Annotated in this window: 20 protein-coding genes and 1 pseudogene; 18 read left to right on the forward strand and 3 right to left on the reverse strand. The window is 33.3% G+C overall.

Annotated elements, in window-relative coordinates:
* Nucleotides 1-6 precede the first annotated feature (6 nt).
* From FTX43_RS09630 to FTX43_RS09640, 3 genes are all read left to right on the forward strand, one after another.
* The gene (locus tag FTX43_RS09630; RefSeq protein ID WP_002313654.1) at nucleotides 7-1,338 is read left to right on the forward strand and encodes a 6-phospho-alpha-glucosidase; all 1,332 of its coding nucleotides are present in this window, start codon (nucleotides 7-9) and stop codon (nucleotides 1,336-1,338) included.
* 84 nt (nucleotides 1,339-1,422) lie between these two features.
* The gene (locus tag FTX43_RS09635; protein ID WP_002313655.1) at nucleotides 1,423-2,190 is read left to right on the forward strand and encodes a MurR/RpiR family transcriptional regulator; all 768 of its coding nucleotides are present in this window, start codon (nucleotides 1,423-1,425) and stop codon (nucleotides 2,188-2,190) included.
* Nucleotides 2,191-2,634: a hypothetical protein gene (locus FTX43_RS09640; protein ID WP_002313656.1), complete on the forward strand. Its 444-nt coding sequence runs from the start codon at nucleotides 2,191-2,193 to the stop codon at nucleotides 2,632-2,634.
* Between the two features lie 169 nt (nucleotides 2,635-2,803).
* Here the strand turns inward: FTX43_RS09640 and FTX43_RS09645 are convergent.
* Nucleotides 2,804-3,432: pseudogene (locus FTX43_RS09645) on the reverse strand (type 1 glutamine amidotransferase family protein).
* Nucleotides 3,433-4,092: 660 nt separating this feature from the next.
* Here FTX43_RS09645 and FTX43_RS09650 point away from each other — a divergent pair.
* The 7 genes from FTX43_RS09650 (at nucleotide 4,093) to FTX43_RS09675 (ending at nucleotide 11,949) form a co-directional block, all read left to right on the forward strand.
* Nucleotides 4,093-4,767 carry a zeta toxin family protein gene (locus tag FTX43_RS09650; RefSeq protein ID WP_002320131.1) on the forward strand — a complete coding sequence of 225 codons (675 nt, stop codon included), beginning with the start codon at nucleotides 4,093-4,095 and terminating at the stop codon, nucleotides 4,765-4,767.
* The gene (locus FTX43_RS14935) at nucleotides 4,760-4,921 is read left to right on the forward strand and encodes a hypothetical protein (protein ID WP_002294460.1); all 162 of its coding nucleotides are present in this window, start codon (nucleotides 4,760-4,762) and stop codon (nucleotides 4,919-4,921) included. The genes FTX43_RS09650 and FTX43_RS14935 overlap by 8 nt, the downstream gene beginning before the upstream one ends.
* A 212-nt stretch (nucleotides 4,922-5,133) precedes the next feature.
* Complete coding sequence (locus FTX43_RS09655; RefSeq protein ID WP_147607027.1) at nucleotides 5,134-7,917, forward strand: DUF4062 domain-containing protein; 2,784 nt, start codon at nucleotides 5,134-5,136, stop codon at nucleotides 7,915-7,917.
* Nucleotides 7,918-8,235: 318 nt separating this feature from the next.
* Nucleotides 8,236-8,997, forward strand: coding sequence for a DUF3427 domain-containing protein (locus FTX43_RS09660; RefSeq protein ID WP_002320129.1), 762 nt, complete (start codon nucleotides 8,236-8,238; stop codon nucleotides 8,995-8,997).
* Nucleotides 8,998-9,150: 153 nt separating this feature from the next.
* Nucleotides 9,151-10,014: an FRG domain-containing protein gene (locus tag FTX43_RS15225; RefSeq protein WP_261801528.1), complete on the forward strand. Its 864-nt coding sequence runs from the start codon at nucleotides 9,151-9,153 to the stop codon at nucleotides 10,012-10,014.
* Nucleotides 9,981-10,586, forward strand: coding sequence for an FRG domain-containing protein (locus tag FTX43_RS15230; protein WP_261801529.1), 606 nt, complete (start codon nucleotides 9,981-9,983; stop codon nucleotides 10,584-10,586). The genes FTX43_RS15225 and FTX43_RS15230 overlap by 34 nt, the downstream gene beginning before the upstream one ends.
* Before the next feature lie 604 nt (nucleotides 10,587-11,190).
* On the forward strand, nucleotides 11,191-11,949 hold the full coding sequence (locus tag FTX43_RS09675) for a restriction endonuclease (protein ID WP_002342169.1): 759 nt from the start codon (nucleotides 11,191-11,193) through the stop codon (nucleotides 11,947-11,949).
* Between the two features lie 231 nt (nucleotides 11,950-12,180).
* Here the strand turns inward: FTX43_RS09675 and FTX43_RS09685 are convergent, their stop codons facing one another.
* Complete coding sequence (locus tag FTX43_RS09685) at nucleotides 12,181-12,600, reverse strand: hypothetical protein (RefSeq protein ID WP_002316335.1); 420 nt, start codon at nucleotides 12,598-12,600, stop codon at nucleotides 12,181-12,183.
* Between the two features lie 23 nt (nucleotides 12,601-12,623).
* Complete coding sequence (locus tag FTX43_RS09690) at nucleotides 12,624-12,881, reverse strand: hypothetical protein (protein ID WP_002313665.1); 258 nt, start codon at nucleotides 12,879-12,881, stop codon at nucleotides 12,624-12,626.
* Between the two features lie 174 nt (nucleotides 12,882-13,055).
* Here FTX43_RS09690 and FTX43_RS15235 point away from each other — a divergent pair, with 174 nt between their 5' ends.
* The 8 genes from FTX43_RS15235 (at nucleotide 13,056) to dnaK (ending at nucleotide 20,180) form a co-directional block, all read left to right on the forward strand.
* Nucleotides 13,056-13,721 (forward strand): hypothetical protein, encoded by a 666-nt coding sequence (locus FTX43_RS15235; RefSeq protein WP_147607028.1) that lies wholly within the window; start codon nucleotides 13,056-13,058, stop codon nucleotides 13,719-13,721.
* Between the two features lie 490 nt (nucleotides 13,722-14,211).
* Entirely contained in the window at nucleotides 14,212-14,442 is a 231-nt protein-coding gene (relB, locus tag FTX43_RS09705) for a type II toxin-antitoxin system RelB family antitoxin (protein WP_002320124.1), read from the forward strand.
* A complete protein-coding gene (locus FTX43_RS09710) occupies nucleotides 14,439-14,705 on the forward strand; it encodes a type II toxin-antitoxin system RelE/ParE family toxin (protein WP_002292138.1) in 267 nt (88 codons plus the stop codon). Before relB ends, FTX43_RS09710 begins: the two co-directional genes overlap by 4 nt.
* 251 nt (nucleotides 14,706-14,956) lie before the next feature.
* On the forward strand, nucleotides 14,957-15,184 hold the full coding sequence (locus FTX43_RS09715) for a hypothetical protein (protein ID WP_002313668.1): 228 nt from the start codon (nucleotides 14,957-14,959) through the stop codon (nucleotides 15,182-15,184).
* Nucleotides 15,185-15,199: 15 nt separating this feature from the next.
* Nucleotides 15,200-16,366: a radical SAM family heme chaperone HemW gene (gene hemW / locus FTX43_RS09720; RefSeq protein WP_002313669.1), complete on the forward strand. Its 1,167-nt coding sequence runs from the start codon at nucleotides 15,200-15,202 to the stop codon at nucleotides 16,364-16,366.
* A 233-nt stretch (nucleotides 16,367-16,599) separates the two neighbouring features.
* Nucleotides 16,600-17,643: a heat-inducible transcriptional repressor HrcA gene (gene hrcA / locus FTX43_RS09725; RefSeq protein ID WP_002292136.1), complete on the forward strand. Its 1,044-nt coding sequence runs from the start codon at nucleotides 16,600-16,602 to the stop codon at nucleotides 17,641-17,643.
* A gap of 93 nt (nucleotides 17,644-17,736) precedes the next feature.
* Nucleotides 17,737-18,300: a nucleotide exchange factor GrpE gene (gene grpE, locus FTX43_RS09730; RefSeq protein ID WP_002292135.1), complete on the forward strand. Its 564-nt coding sequence runs from the start codon at nucleotides 17,737-17,739 to the stop codon at nucleotides 18,298-18,300.
* A 50-nt stretch (nucleotides 18,301-18,350) separates the two neighbouring features.
* On the forward strand, nucleotides 18,351-20,180 hold the full coding sequence (gene dnaK, locus FTX43_RS09735; protein ID WP_002292134.1) for a molecular chaperone DnaK: 1,830 nt from the start codon (nucleotides 18,351-18,353) through the stop codon (nucleotides 20,178-20,180).
* Nucleotides 20,181-20,210 lie beyond the last annotated feature (30 nt).

The raw sequence follows: 20,210 nt of genomic DNA on the forward strand, positions 1-20,210 counted from the left end.
GTTAATATGAAAAAATTTTCAATCACGATTGCCGGCGGAGGGAGTACATTTACTCCTGGAATTGTTTTGATGCTTTTGAAACATCTGGATAGATTTCCTATCCGGCAAATCAAATTTTATGACAATCTGGAGGAAAGACAAACACGTATTGCTTCTGCGTGTGAGATTTTATTGAAGGAAAGAGCACCAGATATTTTATTTACAGCCACTACTGATCCAGAAACAGCATTCACTGATGTTGATTTTGTTATGGCACATATTCGTGTTGGCTTATATGCGATGCGGGAAAAAGATGAAAAAATTCCGTTGAAGTATGGGGTAGTTGGTCAGGAAACTTGTGGACCTGGCGGAATTGCTTATGGGATGCGTTCAATTGGCGGTGTTTTAGAGTTGATAGATTATATGGAAAAATATTCACCAAATGCGTGGATGCTCAATTACTCTAATCCAGCGGCGATCGTGGCAGAAGCGACTCGAAAATTACGTCCTAAAGCAAAAATCATCAATATATGTGATATGCCGGTGGGAATTGAAGAGCGTATGGCTCAAGCTATCGGTTTAGCTTCACGCAAAGAAATGGTCGTACGCTACTATGGCTTGAATCATTTTGGATGGTGGACGGATATCCGAGATACAGAAGGAAATGATTTGATGCCTAAAATTCAAGAATATGTTAGTCAGTTTGGTTACGCTCTACCATCGGAATCTCAAGAATCACAACAAACTGATGCAAGTTGGAAACATACATTTATGAAAGCAAAAGAAGTATATGACATTGACCCAACTACTCTTCCTAACACTTATTTGAAATATTACTTTTATCCGCAAGATGAAGTAGCGCACACCAATCCAGAGTTCACGCGTGCAAATGAAGTGATGGTTGGACGTGAAAAACAAGTATTTAATGAATGTGATCGTATCACTAGTAGTGGTTCAGCAGAAAATACGATACTAGAAATCGATGAACATGCTAGCTATATCGTTGATTTAGCACGAGCAATTGCCTATAACACTCATGAAAGGATGTTGCTGATCGTACCTAATAACGGAGCTATCGAGAATTTTGATGAGTCGGCGATGGTAGAAATACCCTGTATAGTTGGCAGCAATGGACCAGAACCGTTGATACAAGGAAAGATTCCACGCTTCCAAAAGGGATTGATGGAACAACAAGTAGCAGTTGAAAAATTAGTAGTCGAAGCTTGGGAAGAAAGGTCTTATCAGAAATTATGGCAAGCACTGACATTATCAAAGATTGTTCCAAACGCAAAAGTTGCAAAAAATCTACTAGATGATTTGGTGAGTGTAAACCAAGAATACTGGCCTGAATTGAAATAGCAGTATTCCAAATACATCGTGGTTCTCCTCTATTAAAAAATAGTTTCATGTTATTGCATATACTAATAATAGAGGAGGGATAGTATGGAACTAGAAAAATTGATTCATCAACATGCAGAAAAATTAAGCGAACTAGACCGAGGAATCTTGAACTTTATTTTATCGGATCCTAGCTTGATACAAAATTTGAAAATAACTGACTTAGCGGAGAGACTTTATGTCTCAAAATCTTCCATTATGAGAACAACTAAGAAATTGGGGTTTTCTGGTTATTCTGAGTTCAAATATTTTTTACGACATGTAACAAATAAAGAAAATGGGCTTAGAACAAAAGAAGATATTTTTGAAAAACAACTGGAAGATATCCAGCAGACGCTTCATTACATGAAGGCTGTCAACTTAAAGCCAATCCTTCAATGCTTAGACCGAAGTAAGATGATCTATTGCTATGCAACGGGATTTTCACAAAAGAAAGTAATTGATGAGTTTTATAAAATGATGCTAGGTATTGGAAAGAGAGTAATGGTGTTGCCAAATAAGACGGAGTTTGATATGGCCATGCCACTGATAACATTAGAAGATATGGCCATTATTGTTTCTATGAGCGGTGAAACACATGAGGTCAAAGAAAATCTGACTGCCTTTGAATTACAGAAAATTCCAGTTTTGACCATTACTGCAGCTGGAGATAATTATTTCACACGCCATAGTACTTATCATTTAAATTATTATTGTAATTGCTTTATCCTTGGAAAAGAAAATAAGCCATTTCAATCATTGATCAGCTTGAGTTGCTTAGCGGATTATTTAGTTCGTGCTTATGGTGTATATACGCTGAGAGAGGAGAGCTAGATGAGAAGAGACAAGATAGAAGGACTCTGGAAACACATTTTACTTGGTTATTGGATAGCCGCAGCTTTCCTTTTTTATTTCTATGCTATATTAATGACTATCAGAATGAATGGAGTGATACATGAAGCTTTTTTCCATAATCCATATATCGCTCTTGGTTCCTTATTTCCTTTTTTAATGTTATTTCAAGCAAGTATTCTTTATTTTTTAGAAAAAAGAACAATTGACATCAGCTTGTTAAGAATATACCTACAATTTACTGTTGTCCAACAAGTTATAACAGGAAATTTAATAGGAGCTCTTTTAGCTTTTCTCTATGTAAGAAGTTTAAAAAGATGTGGGAAGAAGTCCACTATATACAGCAAAGTACTAGTTTTATCTAGCACGATTTTTATAGGAACCATTAGTCTACTAGCTATATTTTTGCTTTTACGAATGAGTTAAAAAATTGATTCTCAGTTTTTTTATACAAATAGAAAAATAGAAGAAAAAGTTTAGCAGGATATATAAATTTGTGAATCAATGAAATCTTATATATGAATATAAATAGAATGTATGTTCTTTGACAAATACCATAAAAAAGTGTGACAAGCAATCATTGTTAGATTGCTTGTCACAACATTGATAAGAGTATCCAATTGAAGAGAATGATTAGGAGAAAGAATCTCCGTACTTTTCATAGTAATCATAGTATCCAAGTTTGTATAGACGAATCGTTTTTTGTCTTATTTCTTCTGTTTCAAAATGGACTGCTTGAAGAATCAAATCTGTGGATTCTATAGGAGCTGTTCCATTCGCGGTAATCAAGTTATGATCTTTTACAGCTTGTTGTTCTATAAAATCTTCTTTATTTTGATAATTTTCCGATTCTAACCAAGGAAATTGCATATTTCCGGTGTGTTTGTAACCTTGCAATAATCCGCTCTGTGCTAAATAATCAACTGCCCCACAAATCGCAGCTACTGGTACGCCTGTTTTTAAAAATTTATCGATTATTAAATATAAATGGTGATTTTCTATGTCCCATGAATTGCCACCAATCATAATAAAGAGATCAATTTTTTCAGGTATTTGTTCGATTAAATAATCGATTTTTGTTTTTAGTCCTCCCATGGAAGTGACCTCTGATTGGATAGAAGCAGTTTTATTTTGCCATCCCTCATTTTGGTTTAGTGTGCTAGTAATATAAGCCCCTTCCCAATCGGCATATTCCTCTAATAGAAACGTAACCGCAGTTTTCATTTTCAAGCTCTCCTTTATTATCTATGACAAGGACAACAGTTTTAATATACAGACATTCATTAAATTTGGATAGCGACAGAGTAAACAACAATTCTTAAGTTTTAGACAGAGTACATTGGCAGCCAACTTTATTTACTGGCATTATAACATTTTGCCTACGTGGATGACAAAGAACCAGCTGTCTCAACGTTACTGTCTATGAAAGAATCTTAGATTGAGTCAGAAAGTCTACTATGGTTTCTATTTTGCGAATCTATTCGAATTAAGAATAATACTGTCGGAAAGTTTCTTTGATTGATGGAAAATTGAGTACCAAAAAGAGAAAAAATAACTGGTCTACTAAGTAGAGGTTCTGACTAGCTTCTCTATTTATTTGAATACAATCTAAAAAGAAACTGGAAGGTAAAAAGTATTTATAAAAACGAAACAATAAAACGTGTCAAACACTCAGCATGAGATATATAACCATGTAACCAGTTCATTAAGAAAATAGTGGAAGCCACAGAAAATAAAGTTTCTGCGTACATTCATATCCCGTTTTGCGAGCGTATCTGCTATTACTGTGACTTAAATGTTAATATGGTTAAATTGACCGTTATATTTTTTATATAAATATCGTATAATTAGTATGAATATAGAAGAAGGAAAGAAGGTGCAATCTTGGAATCTAAAGACAAGTATTTAGATTACGCTAGGGTCAATAAAGATAAATTTATTGAAACAATTATCAAGGGGAAAATCCCTGACGATGAAAAAGATGCGGTATTCATGGCCGGAAGCCCAGGAGCAGGTAAAACAGAGGTTGCACTAGGTTTAGCTGAAAATTATGACAACCATGTTGTGATTGATGCGGACTATTTTAGAACACAGTTTCCAGAATACAATGGAAAGAACTCAAGTGTTTTTCAGAAAGCTTCTTCTTGGTTAGTTGAACAATCATTAAAATATGTACTGGAACATGGCTATTCTTTCATATTAGATGCTACTTTTGCTATCCTTAGTGCAGAGAAAAATATTATTCGAGCCCTTAAAAATAACTTTCGCGTTACGATTTTCTATGTTTACCAAGATCCCAAAGTTGCCTGGGATTTCACTCGAAAACGAGAACTAGCTGAGGGACGTCATGTGCCAAAAGAAACGTTTATCAATGCATTTTTTAAGTCAAGGGAAAATATTGAAAAAGTCAAAGAAAGACATCCTGAAGTCGTGCTTCATATCATGATTAAAGATTATCAAAATAATATTTCTGAAGTACACTATGCGGCAGATAATATTCAATTAATACTACCAATACAATATACTTCAAAAGAGTTGGAGGAGGAATTACATGACTGAAAAAGAACAGGTACAACAAATCGTGAAAAAGTATAATAAAAGTATCGCTGATCTATCAGAAAATGCCTCAGCAAAAGAATTTAAAACAGTAATGAAGTACGTAGCAGATGAAGCAAATCGTAAGCAGCGAAAACTAGTTGGGTTGGATAAATAAATTTTTTAAACCATATTTATGTTAAGGTATATTTTTTTGTCTTATAAAATGATAAAAAGTAGTTGGAATTTCATTGATGTGGATAACTGTTATATTCAGATCTAATAAAGTAGTCGAATAGTACTTATTTCAGATTTTGTCCACATTACTTAGGAACATCGACTTTAATATAATTAATTAAGTATTATGAAGTGACTTTAAAAGGAGAAGCTATGAAAATTAGTAGTCAAGATAGTAAATTACAAGTATTTGTTAGTTCTCGTTGCAGTAATTTGGATTCAAATATGGAGGAAATAAATCAATATAATATTATTCGAAGGTCGATTAAAAGAATTTTAGAGGATACTGGATTATTCAATGTGTATATTTTTGAAGAGGCTATGGTTTCGGCTTCTTCTTCGCAGGAGAGTTATTTAAATAAAATTGATAGAAGTGATATTATACTTTTTCTCATTGATAGTCGAAATGGGATGCAGACAGATGCTATTACAAAAGAGCATAATAGAGCAAAAGATATAGGTAAACCTAGATTATATATTATTTATGAAAATGGTGAAATGACAAGCATTCAAAAAGAACTGCAAGGTCCAGATGGTGTTAGATATAAGACAGCAAAATCTTTAGCAGATATAGTTGATCTTGCAGTTGAATCAGTTATATGTGAAGTACTAGAAAATTATTCGAATTTTTATATGAAACAATCTATTGATTTGGAAGAAAAGAAGGTTGATTCAGTAGACTCGTTAACCGAGAGCTTTTTAAAAGATGATTTTTTGATAGATAAATTTGAATATGAAAATACCAAGTCGCTTTTTGAACAAATCGCTGACCCTAGAATTACTGATACGAATAGAATTTCTAATGAACATTCAAATGAGTATGATAAGATTTATTCTGATTTCTTACTATATAGAATCAATAAGAAAAAAGTATTAGACTTAAACTGGTCTAAATTAGCAAGGAAAGACCTTTTCGAAGAAAGTTTTTATCCCTATCTTGAAAAGAGAGCCAAGGCATTCTGTGCATACCATGAAGGAGAATATGAAGAAGCGTACGAAATTCTCTTGAAGTTATACGAAGAATTAGAAAGTTCCCAAATCCCAAAATGGTATACGCAGGATATATTAATTGATTTACGTCATTTAGAATCAAAGAAAAATAGGCTCTTAAACATTGTATATAGTGAAGAGGGAATCCAAAAGAAGATTTCAAATATTAAAACACCATTATATTACCCATTAGTAGATAGATTTAGAGAAAATTCGTTTCATAAAATAATAAAAGAAAGAAATAAAGATAACTTAAGATCAGAGTTTTCAGTTGTTTATGGGAATTCTCTAGGTTATATAATTGGTCAGTATATCTATAAACAATACATTACTTCAATAAGTCATTGTTCTATTGTCCATGTTGAGATGGTTTTTGATGATTTAGCAGAAATTTTTTTAAACTATTTTATTAGCACTGAGTATTTTCGTTATGGTGAGCAAGCATTAGATTTTTTAATTATATCTAACAAACAGGATATTTTTTCAAAAGTCATCACTAAATATGGAGAATTAACTAAATCTTGTAGTTATGATAAAATATATAACTTTTTTTACTTAGCAAAAGAAAAACAATCAGATTGGAAAGTACAAAATGATGCGTTTTTGTTAAAAAATGTTGGAAAATTTATGGATGAAGAGAGATTTACAGAAATTTTTAATGAGCTAGTTGATACACTTAACAAGGAATTAACGAAAGAAAAAATAATTATATTCAAGGTAGATGCGATCCTCGCAGCCATTAATTCAAATATAGGTAGAATTTCGGACGGAGAGGAGATTCTTAAATCGTTTGACTATATTTTAAAGGGGAAGGCGCCAAGATTCTACGGAACAGTTATAGAGATATTGAATAAAATGGTTCGTGATAACAATAAAAATATCAATTTAGAATTTTTAGATATATTTCTTGGAAAAATTTCAATTTTAATTGAAAAGAAATTAATTCATTTAGATGAAAAAACTAATAGTTTTTTGTTGGATTGTTCAATTCAAATAGAAGGATCGAAAGAAAAAATCGCTGAGTTTTTAAGAGTCAATTCTATTCATTTTTATGAGAATAAATTTCAAAGAACACATGATCAACTTTTAAAAGAGAATATCGATACTTGGATTACAGAAAGTGTAAATAAAATTGAAAAAAGTATAGATACTAATCAAAAGATACCTGGAGTATTTAGTTATGGAACGAGTGTTTTTAATGATTTGATAGTAACACTCAACGAAACAAAAGAAGTTATCACCGAAGAAGAGGTCGATAAAATTTTAGTATGTATAGAAAAGATCCTGAATTCCGATTTCGTACAAATAGGTTTGAAGAATGAAGCATTAGATTTTTTACTATGCCTTTTGGTAATTGAAAAAGATAATACAAAACTTAACAATCTAATTGAACGAGGGAAAAAGATACTTGAAATCGATAACATAGAAAAAGTAAAGGATAAATCATTTGAATCTACACCGTTGGAAGAGAGCTACTATTCATATCTACTCAACATAGAGATGATGAAAAATTTTTTATATGAAAAAGACGACTATGAACTACTTCTAAATCTAAATAGCCGATCATCTGCAGAAAAGATACGATCGGTTAGATTCATCAAACATATTTTACGTTGCTACAAAGATAGAAAAATTATAACTAATCAAAAATTATTATTAATTTTTAAATTGATAGTTTTTAATTTTATTGAAGAGGACAGTAACGAGTTGAGAATGCAAAGTATTGAACCTTTGTTTTTACTAAGTTCTTTTGAGGATGAGAATGATAATTTGTACTTTAATAAGTTTCTCTCACTAGCAGAAGACAGTGATATAAGAGTAAGGACTACTATAGCAAGTATACTAACTCATAATGAAGAATACAGTGAAAAATTTGAGGGTATCCTCAATTCACTTTCTCAAGATAACTACTATTATATAAGGGAATTAGTGAGTGATAAAAAGTAAAATTTGTTTAGCCCTAACTTAGTGTAAAATCCATTATTTTAAACTAAACATAATTGTCGATAATAATTAATAATGAATTCCTTAGGTAAGTGTTACTTTTAGCACACTATCCTAAGGAATTTTTTTGTGATAAAGATTAATGGTGCAAAAAAAGTTTTTATTAATTAGTATGCATTAATGATGTTAAACTTTCTGATAAAAATAGTATATATTAATCAAACTGATGTATAATAAAAGTGACTTATTAATAACAGCTAACTTAAACATCAAGTAAGTTCTATAAGTAATTAAATGTAATATTATCAGATTGGAGACACAATGCATTACTTTAATATTGAGCAAAAATATTCTAGAAAAGAAATACGTAAGCTCCTAGGATATTCTGAACCTGAAAAAATTGGTGGGATTTGGAGCACGGGGTATGTTCGTCATGAAGATGAATTTTTTATTTTCACTAATATATTATCTGCAGGTAGAACTGGACATGATTATAACAATAGTATAGAAGGGAACATCTTATATTGGTATGCTAAGAAAAATACTACTTTTAATTCTCCTACTATTCAAAAGATGGTAAGTGGAGAATTTCCAGTTCATATTTTTATTAGAGAAAATAGTAATGATCCTGAGTTTGAATACAAAGGGTTAGGAGTTATGGTGGATTACAACGATAAAGAGACGACCGAGATAACATGGAAAATGATCCCGTCTATGGATCAGGCTACAGTTAAAGAACAAACTTTAAAAAGAAAAAAATTTTTAGAAGGAAGAAAAATTAACAGATATGTAAATATTTACGAAAGAGATCCAAGAGCAAGAAAAGCATGTTTAGGTCATTATGGATATAGATGTGTAGTCTGTAAATTCAATTTTGAAGAAACTTACGGGGAAATTGGCAAAGAGTTTATTCATGTTCATCATGAAAAAGAATTAAGTATGCTTGATGAATTTTATGAAATTGATCCGATTGAGGACATGAAGCCTGTTTGTCCAAACTGTCATGCAATGATTCATAGAAAGAGACCTGCTTATACGATTGAGGAAATTTCAAAAACTTTAAGAAGTAATAGTGACAATTGATATACTTCTTGTAAAGAATAACTATTAGAAGCTCAATTTAAAAATAACGAATTTAATAAATTTAAACAAAATATTTCTAAATAAAATCAGTAGAAAGTAAAAACACCTTTAGAATTCTATTTTTATAAATATATGTATAGGAGAATTGAAATTATGTTTTTCTTTTATTTTTTTGACAAGGAACCTCTTAAAAGTGATAGTGAATTTATTATAAAAAGTTATCATGATATTTTTTTTGAAAAATTATTTAGAAATGGATATATAAATATTAAAGTAATTATTGCCTCTTTGGTAAAGACGGATCTCAAAGTGAATTATCATACAATTCCAGAATACAATAAAAAACGAAGAAAAATTCACGATATAATGAGTAAGTTGTTAAGTTCCTCTAGAGAAGAGACGTATAAACTATTAACGGATATAGACAATGTATTTAAAAAAGAAAATATTGAATTTAATCAATTGGATATGAATGACAAAAAAGTATTAATAACCCTTCATTTGCTCCAATTTTCGGAAAAAAATAGTTTTAAAGATAGGAGACAACAAATATTTAAAACAATTATGGATTCTGAAAATTACAGAAAATTAGTAAGAATCTATATTATCAAAGAATTAACTAAACATGGGGAAAATAACGAAATATATTTTAATAAAGGCAAGATTGAATATACTGGTAAGATTCGTGAAGAGTTAGTTTTAGAAAATGATTATATATATTATAAAAATATAGTGGAAATTTGGACTGGAAGTTCTATTCAAAGAATTACAGAACGAATAAAGGAAATTAAAAAGTTACAAAATAATAATGATGATGAAGTTTTTTTTAGAGGCCATACAGATATAAATTATCAATTAATCCCTTCGGTTTATAGAACTGAGAAAAGTTATTTAAACGAACATTTATTATGTGAAGAGTCACTAGCTAGAAACCCAGAAGAATATAAAAATTCAAATAATAATCATTTAAATATCTTAAAAAAATGCAACACTATGGTTTGCCAACTAGACTTTTAGATGTAACACAAAACTTACTTGTAGCTTTATTTTTTGCTGTAGAAAATAATTTTGATAAAGATGGTGAATTAATCGTTTTTTCCAGTGATAAAATAAAGTATACCCGTAGTGATAATGTTTCAATAATTGCCTCTCTTTCTTTTTTTGATCAATGTGTGAAGGAAAATATAATAGAATTCGCAAATGATAGTTCAATAAGTGATGATGATTTCAATAATAAAGAAGAAGTAAAGCGTTTGAAACATGAAGTTTCTTTGGAAAAGCCAGCTTTCATACAAGCTATAAAAAAACAAACATTTAAAGAAGACTATTTTGTTGTATCAACAAGAGATAACAAGCGTATATCTCAACAGTTTGGATCATTCATAATATGTTCATTAAATAAAAAAAACTTAAATAAACTGAATTGTTTTAGAGTTGAATCAAATACAGGAAAAAAGGTAATCATTAGAATTCCATACAATAAAAAAAGTGAATTTTTAGAAGAGCTAGAACTTTTTGGGATAACCCATGGATTTATATATCCTGAAATAAGTGAAGTAGCACAATTTTTAAAAGCAAAATATTGTTAAATAAAAAAGTAATGATTCACTAGAGTCGTAAATGAAGTGGTTTTGATTGGAGAGTTATTGGTGAGGTAATGCTCTGTGTTTTATATCCTAGTGTAATTGTTAGAATTATTTTACTCTAAATAAGACGAATGTATATTTTAAACATTAGATTTTATTACAGCCGCCGTAGCATATCTGATTCATTTTTTATGATTCTTCTGAAGTACGTCCTCCAGTAAATCCCAAGTACTGGAGGATTCTTTTTTTAGTGCTGCCTTTCTCAGGAAAAAGTAGTTGGCTACTTCGTCAAAATTTCTAAATTTTTTTAACGCATAAGGAAGTGCTCGAACATTCGCCATGAGGATGCTGACACTTACATTTGCACGAAGTTCTTTTTCACAGTTTTCTAGCAAGTAAATTTTTCTAAATTTCATATCAAAAAATGCATGAGATTCTTCAAGGGTATATCCCTATAAAGTGGAATATCTCATGCATTTTTATATTGTTCGAAAGTTCAATCTTCCTTTCACAAAAAAATAATTTTTTTATGATCAAACAAATTAATACTCTTGTTATTAATTTACAATAAAAAGTGATATATAACTTTGTGAAGGGAGACAATAAATTGGTTCTAAAATTTTTACAGAAGTTAAATGGAAAATCGAGTCAGCCAGAAGATGAAACAGAGGTTCAAGAAATTATCCCAGAAGAAAAAAAGGGATTGGAAGAAATATCATTTGCACTAAATAATGATGAAAAAATTGTCGTAGATTTCGTAAGCGATATGGATAGGGATTTTGGAAGTAGTATTCGAGATCGAGTGAGACAAGGGGATCATTTTGAGAGATTTTTAGCCGCGGTGTTTCGGTTGGCTGGATATAAAGTTGAAATTACTAAAAAAAGGTATAAAAAAGACAAGCGTGTCTATACTGGCGATGGTGGTGTAGATTTGATTTTAACTAAAGATAATGAGCGTATAGCGGTTCAAGCAAAATCAAAGCGCTTAAATAGCACGAAAGAGGAGCGATTGATCACTGATAATGACGTAAAAATTTTTGCAGGAATATCTGATAAAAACTGGACTAAAAAGATGTTTATTACTTCGTCTTTTTTTAATAGTTATGCTTATAAACAAATAGCAGAAAATGAAAAAGCACATAAAATCGAGTGGTATGGCAGATATGAACTTTTAAAACTGTTAAATCAGTTGATTCCAGAAACGATGCTGAAATATCAAGTATTGAGTTCTTTGCCTAAAAATATAAAAATTTGTCCTAAATGTAACAAAGGAGTCATGATACTACGGCAGAATGGAACAACCGGACAATACTTTAATGCTTGTGCAGCTTATTGTGGTCATACAGAAAGTATCAAGAAGTATTGAAATGACAACACTATTTAAAGTATCAAGCATTACTCCAAATATTGAAGTATTTCTAGTTCATTCCTGTAGTAATAATTTTTAAATAACTTATAGGCTTCTTCTGAAGTATATCCTCCAGTAAATTCCAAGTACTGGAGGATTCTTTTTCTTAGTGCTGCCTTGCTCATGAAAAAGTAGTTGGCTACTTCGTTAAAATTTCTGAACTTTTTTAACGCATAAGGAAGAGCCCGGTCATTCGCCATGAGGATACTGGCACCTATATTTGCTCGAAGTTTTTTTATAGTCTTCTGGCAAATAAGTATCTTCTAAAATCATATCAGAAAATGCATGAGATTCTCCAAGATAGGGGACGTCCTTATAATAATGGATGATCTCATGCATTTTTGTAAAATTTTTGCGTTCAAGCATTAAATGTTGATTGGTGGTAATGATGATTTCGCCATGAACTTTTGTAATGGAACCAAGCATTTTCTTACTTAAGTTATCTTTGAAGTCGTAATCGATGAATTCTACATCTTCTACTTCATTCACATAATTCTCAATGTCGTAGCATTTTACATGTTCCATTTTCTTTGAACAGTAATAACTAACTTCTTCTGAGAGTTCATTTGCAAGGTCTGCAGCTTCAAAATAAAGTCCTTCAGAAACCACATTCAATCCGATAATTCTCCCGGCTATTTTTTATTTTTCTTTGCTTTTGCACGTTGAACTAAAAAGTCCATATATTCATTTAATTCTTCTTCCAATTCTTCAATGTCTTCTACTTCCATATCTGCAGTATTCAATCTGAAGTGAGAAAGAATACTGTCTCCAAGCTGATCTTCTTCGCTACGTTTTGGAGGAGTCGGATCAGAGGTTCTATTTAGTAGAAAATCTGTAGAAACATTGAAGAAATCTGCTATTACTGTGACTAGCTGATAATTTGACAACAAGGTGATTAAATTCGACTTTTTTGTAAAATTAGCACTGTTTTTTTATAGAATATAAAAATAGTAACGATTATGAGTCTAAAACAACTTTTTAAGATGCTATAAAATATTAAACTTGTTATCAATTTATAGTTATTTTGTCTTTATAAGGCAAATTTAAATTTTGGAGGATTCATAATGAAAAAGAAATATCTGGACTTAAAAATGTGGATTAGTGTAATAGCAGTAACTTTTGTTTTGTCCGTAGTAGCAACAAGTGGGAGTATGATTATTTCAGCGAATGAGTTGATTCTGGATGAAACTCAGAATAGTAAAAGCAATTTTAGTTCTGAAGACTTGTCAGTTTATTACTCGGAAGAAAAAAAGAATTCCGAACTAGCCCTTGAAAAAATCAAGGAAGAATATGGAGATGTTCAACCTAAATTTAACGAAAACGGAGAAATATTATTAACACCTGAAGATGAATTAAGGATGGAACAAGCAATCAATCAGTATTTAGCAATGATTGGATTCAATCCAAGAATGCGAGGCGTAGGGAAAAACTGGTGGAACTCAACTGGTTTTGTTGCTGGTGTCATTGATGCAGGATTAATCGTTTTGGGTCTAGATTTAGCAAATTCAAGTGTGAATACGGTAAAAGCAATTATTAGAAAAAACAAGCGAAATATTGCTCGAGTAACTGAAAATGTAATTGTTGCACAAATTGGAATTACCACTGTAAGAGGAAAAGCGCTCGCAGCTGTAGAAATTGCCTTAGCTTTAGCTGGTACTTCGGCTGGAGGTCTAATCGCAGAAGGTCTTGATCGAGTAGATGGAAGAAATGATAATTATCTTTGGGCATAGCGCTAGACAAGATTAAAATTCAAGTAGATGAGGAGCTATAAGTGACAATAGGAGAAAATTTGAATTTTTTAGGTAGAATATTGCTAGGAGTATTGAGTGTGTGCTGCTTTATCATTGGCACACGATTTCTCTTGAAAGTAAAAACAATTGTTCGTTTCAATTTAGGAAAAGAAATGTCAAAAACAGACTATATAAAGGTAGAAACATGTTTAATAAAATATAAGCTATTTGTAATTTGGGGCTTTGTGTTTCTTGCGATATGTTTAATTTTGGTACGTTTTTAAAAAAATACCCTTCTCTAAAAGTTCATTTGTAAGGTCGGCAGTTTCAAAATAAAGTTCTTCAGAAATCACATTCAATCCAATAATTCTCCTGGATTTTTTTATTGGTTAAAAAAATGGAAAAATCTCAAAATAAGCTAAGTAAATCATACAAAATTGACATCTTGCCCCTTTTGTATTACAATGTGATACAAAAGGGAGGCGATAATATGGCTATGATTACGGTTCGTGTGAGTGATGCCGAAAAAGAATGGCTTTCTTATATGGCGGAATTTTATGGGATTACTTTATCTGAGCTTCTAAAAACCTATTCGATGGAACAACTAGAAGATGAATACGATTGTCAAACGGCTGAAATTGCCCATAAACATTGGGTAGAAAGTGGAAAAACAACAGTATCCATGGAAGAAATCCTTCGTGAATTTGGAGGGTTGGAATGACCTACCGTTTAGAATTCACGCCTGAAATTCAGAAACAACTTCGTAAAATGGACAAGCATCAAGCGACGCTGATCGTTCGATGGCTATATCAACATATTGATGGTATTGACGATCCGAGAAAATTCGGAAAAGGATTGACCGCTAATCGTTCAGGACAATGGCGTTATCGAATTGGCAAATATCGTGTGTTGGTAGAGATAGAAGATAATCAAATAGTTGTTATCGCTATTCAAGTGGGACACCGAAAAAATGTCTATGATTAAGAGACTATTTATTTTTATAAAAAAATAATAAGAAGAATCTAGTTAAAACTTTTGAAGTGAGAGGTTTAACTAGATTTTTTTATGGACAAAATATGGATAAAATTGTTTAGGAGGAATCATGAACGTAAAAAAATCATCCAAGAAGTCGATTCTTGGATTTTTTAGTGGATTTGTTTGCCAAATACGTTTAGTATGCGTATATGAGAGGTTGTAAGCAAAGCGTTGTGACCTGAGCACTTAAGGAGGAATCTGTGAAAATAGCTTTTCATATTTTTGCAGATTTTGAGTTAATGCCGAAGGTTAGCTTTGGGAACACCGTTTATCGAGAGGTTGTGAAAGCCACATGTAGCTCCGATGACAATAAGCAAGCATTTTTGGAACTAGACTTCTTAGATTATAAACATGCGGCTTATTTCAAGGAGCTGGTGCTTGCACACCGTTTAAAGAAGGTCGAAAATCGGTACGACTTTTCGACGTAAGGAGAAAGAAGTTCAATGATAGAAACAATAAATCCCGCAGAAAACAAGGTTTCTGCGTACATTCATATCCCATTTTGCGAGCATATCTGCTATTACTGTGACTTTAATAAAGTTTTTTTAGAAGGGCAACCGGTAGATGAGTATGTGGAAATGCTGCTGAATGAAATGAGATTAATGCTGGAAAGTCACCCGACAGCGAATTTGGAAACACTTTATGTAGGGGGCGGAACACCGACCTCTTTATCTGCTAAACAACTTGATCGATTGTTATCAGGAGCTAGAGAGATCTTGCCTTTCCAGGATGGTAAAGAGTTTACTGTAGAAGCGAATCCTGGCGATTTGACCCGTGAAAAGCTTCAAGTGATGAAAAACTATGGCGTCAATCGTTTATCCATGGGAGTTCAGACATTTGACAATCGCTTACTGAAAAAAATTGGACGTAAACACACCGCAGAAGATGTGTATCAAACGATGAAATTTTTAAAAGCAGAAAATTTTACCAATGTAAGCATCGATTTGATTTATGCATTACCGGGACAAACACTTGAAGGGTATCGGGATACTTTGGAAAAAGCTTTGGCTTTGGATCTGCCTCACTATTCTTTGTACTCATTGATCCTAGAAAACAAAACAATGTTCATGAACTGGGTACGACAAGGAAGACTCAAACTGCCTGATCAGGAAACGGAAACTAGAATGTTTGAAGAGACCATTGAAGCAATGGAAAAGCATGGACGTCACCAATATGAAATAAGTAACTTTGGACTTTCCGGACACGAGTCGCAGCATAACCTGATGTATTGGAACAATGACCATTATTTTGGGTTTGGAGCAGGAGCTAGCGGTTATCTTGGAAATATTCGTTATCGCAACAAAGGACCAATCCAACACTATTTACGTCCATTACGAATCAATGAACGCCCAGTATTGGAAGAAGAAAAATTGACACGAAAAAATCAAATAGAAGAAGAAATGTTCTTGGGGCTAAGAAAAAAAACTGGGATTGCTAAAAAACACTTCTATGATCGCTATCAACAAACGATTGAATCGGTGTATGGAGATGTGTTGATGAAGTTAGAGGAAGAAGGGTTACTTGTTAATGAAGAAGAACGTATTTATTTGACACCTAGAGGGACTTTTTTGGGAAACAATGTGTTTGAGCGTTTTTTGTTTGAAAAATAGTTTAAAGAATATTTGTTTTTTATCGGAATTTAAATAAAAAAAGTTCAAAAATACAATAAAGAACTATTGAAACGTTGATATAATTGGATTTATAGCAATTGCTCATAATTAGCACTCTGGAAGATAGAGTGCTAAAAAATGAAGTCTTTCTCTTGACAGGAGAAGGGCTTCTTGCTATATTTATAAGTGGATTAGCACTTAGAATATATGAGTGCTAATGAGAGGTGAGGAAGATGTTAACAAAGCGACAAAACGACATTTTACGTCTGATCATCCAACACTATACGAGTAGTGGCGTGCCCGTTGGTTCCAAAACATTGATGTCTGAGGGAGTCAAGGCCAGCTCAGCAACGATTCGCAATGATATGAAGGCATTAGAAGATGAAGGGTTGCTGTTGAAGACTCACTCTTCTTCTGGGCGGATTCCATCTGCTTTAGGCTATCGTTATTATGTGGATCATTTGTTAAAACCTGCTCGCGTAGCAGAAGATGACCTGCTGCTGATACGTCAGTCTTTAGGTAGAGAATTTCATGAGATCAATGAGATCATTAAGCAATCTGCTGAGATCTTATCTGAGCTGACAAGTTATACGACTTTTTCGTTGGGACCTGAAATAAAAGACCGCCGACTAACAGGCTTTCGTATCGTACCCTTGAATAATCGACAGATCATTGCGATTGTCGTGACAGATATGGGAAATGTAGAAAGCCAAGTGTTCACTCTTCCCGAATACATGGGAAGTCAGGAACTAGAAAAAATGGTGCAAATTGTAAACGACCGTCTAGTCGGGGATCCTCTGATGACGGTATACCATAAACTACGTACAGAGATTCCGATGATTCTTCATAAATATTTCCAGACCACAGAAGGGATGTCCCAGTTGTTTGACACCGTTCTTGGTCATGTGTTTGAAGAAAAAGTTTATGTCAGTGGACAAATGAATCTCTTGGATTATGAGCCCCGTCAAGATCTTGATCAGTTTAAATCGATGTTTTCTTTTATGAAAGACTCCGATGGACTTACACAAATGATCACTCCGATGGATAGTAATATTCGTATCAAAATCGGTGCTGAATTAGGTAATGATTTATTGCAGAATATGAGCATGATTCAAGCAAGTTACGAGATAGATGGTCATGGAAGAGGTACAATAGCCTTGTTGGGGCCGACTAGTATGCCTTATTCTCGGATGTTTGGTCTAGTGGATGTTTATCGAAGAGAACTAGCAGCTAAGCTTGCTGATTACTATCGATCACTTGACTTGTCAAACTCGTAATGTGAATAACGAAGCTATTTGCAGCTGATCGTTCTCTCTTTCTTAGTAAGAGCAATCAAACAGCTGACTGAATAATGAAAGGAAGACTGTATCGTGAAAGAAAATCAAGAAGAACTAGATAAAGAAATGACAGATGCTCAGCCAGAACCGGAAATCGATGTCGAAGCTGCAGAAGATTCAGGCATTTCAGAAGTTGAAGCGGAAGAATTCGAATCAGCAAAATTAAAAGCTGAATTAGAAGAAATGGAAGATAAATATTTGCGGGCTCGTGCGGAAATCGCAAATATGGCAAATCGAGGAAAAAATGAACGTGAGCAATTACAAAAATACCGTTCACAAGATTTAGCCAAAAAATTGCTTCCATCAATTGACAATCTGGAACGTGCATTAGCCACAGAAGTGTCAGATGATCAAGGAGCAAGCTTGAAAAAAGGCGTGGAAATGGTCTTGGAAAGTTTACGTAACGCACTGGAAGAAGAAGGAATCGAGAAAATCCCTGCTAAAGGAGAATCCTTTGATCCTAATCTTCATCAAGCAGTACAAACTGTTCCAGCGACTGAAGATACACCAGCCGATACGATTGTAGAAGTACTACAAGAAGGCTATAAATTACATGATCGCGTGTTAAGACCAACTATGGTCATTGTTGCACAATAATTGTGCGGATATAAAACTTACACTTTCAATTAAAGAAGGAGACGTTAATTATGAGTAAAATTATCGGTATTGACTTAGGTACGACTAACTCTGCAGTAGCAGTACTAGAAGGAAACGAAGCAAAAATCATCGCTAACCCAGAAGGAAACCGTACAACACCTTCTGTTGTATCATTCAAAAATGGAGAAATCCAAGTAGGGGAAGTGGCAAAACGTCAAGCTGTAACAAACCCAAATACGATTTCATCAATCAAACGCCATATCGGTGAAGCTGGTTACAAAGTAGATGTAGAAGGCAAATCATACACACCTCAAGAAATCTCAGCAATGATTCTTCAATATATTAAAGGATTTGCAGAAGATTACTTAGGTGAAAAAGTCGAAAAAGCAGTTATTACTGTACCAGCTTACTTTAACGATGCACAACGTCAAGCAACAAAAGATGCTGGTAAAATCGCTGGTTTAGAAGTAGAACGTATCGTCAATGAACCAACTGCAGCTGCTCTTGCTTATGGTTTGGATAAAACAGATCGTGACGAAAAAATCTTAGTATTCGACCTTGGTGGTGGTACTTTTGACGTATCAATCCTTGAATTAGGAGACGGTGTCTTTGATGTATTGTCAACAGCTGGTGACAACCATCTAGGTGGGGATGACTTTGATAACAAAATCATCGACTACATGGTAGCAGAATTCAAAAAAGAAAACAGCATTGACTTATCTCAAGACAAAATGGCGTTACAACGCTTGAAAGATGCCGCTGAAAAAGCGAAAAAAGATTTATCTGGCGTATCAAGCACACAAATCAGTTTGCCATTTATCACAGCCGGTGAATCTGGACCATTGCACTTGGAAATGACATTGACACGTGCAAAATTTGATGAATTAACAGCTGACTTAGTAGAACGTACGAAAGTACCAGTACGTCAAGCACTAAAAGATGCAGGTTTATCACAATCAGAAATCGACGAAGTTATTTTGGTCGGTGGATCTACTCGTATCCCTGCAGTTGTAGAAGCAGTACGTAAAGAAACAGGAAAAGAACCAAACAAATCAGTTAACCCTGATGAAGTAGTTGCGATGGGTGCTGCTATACAAGGCGGTGTGATCACTGGTGATGTAAAAGATGTTGTTTTACTTGACGTTACGCCATTGTCATTAGGTATCGAAACAATGGGCGGTGTATTCACTAAATTGATTGACCGCAATACAACGATCCCAACAAGTAAATCACAAGTGTTCTCCACTGCAGCAGATAATCAACCAGCAGTAGACATCCATGTATTACAAGGTGAACGCCCAATGGCTGCTGACAACAAAACACTAGGAAGATTCCAATTGACAGATATTCCAGCAGCTCCTCGTGGTATCCCACAAATCGAAGTAACATTCGATATTGATAAAAACGGGATTGTAAATGTATCTGCGAAAGATTTAGGTACACAAAAAGAACAAAAAATCACGATTAAATCTTCTTCAGGTCTAACAGACGAAGAAATCGAACGTATGGTAAAAGATGCAGAAGCAAACGCTGAAGCAGATAAAGCTCGTAAAGAGGAAGTTGACCTACGTAATGATGTAGACGCATTGCTATTCTCTGTGGACAAAACATTGAAAGAATTAGAAGGCAAAGTAGACGAAGAAGAAGTGAAAAAAGCAGAAACAGCTCGCGATGAATTGAAAGCCGCTGTTGAAGCAAACAACATTGAAGAAATGAAAACTAAACGCGATGCATTGAACGAAATCGTTCAAAACTTGACTGTTAAACTATATGAACAAGCGGCACAACAACAAGCTCAAGAAAACCCAGAAGCAGCTCAAGGCGGAGCAGATGATGTCGTTGATGCTGATTTTGAAGAAGTCGATGGCGACGATAAATAATCAGTTCACTGAATTTCGAGAGAAGGCCAA

The organism is Enterococcus sp. DA9, assembly GCF_008000875.1.
Lineage (GTDB): Bacteria > Bacillota > Bacilli > Lactobacillales > Enterococcaceae > Enterococcus_B > Enterococcus_B lactis.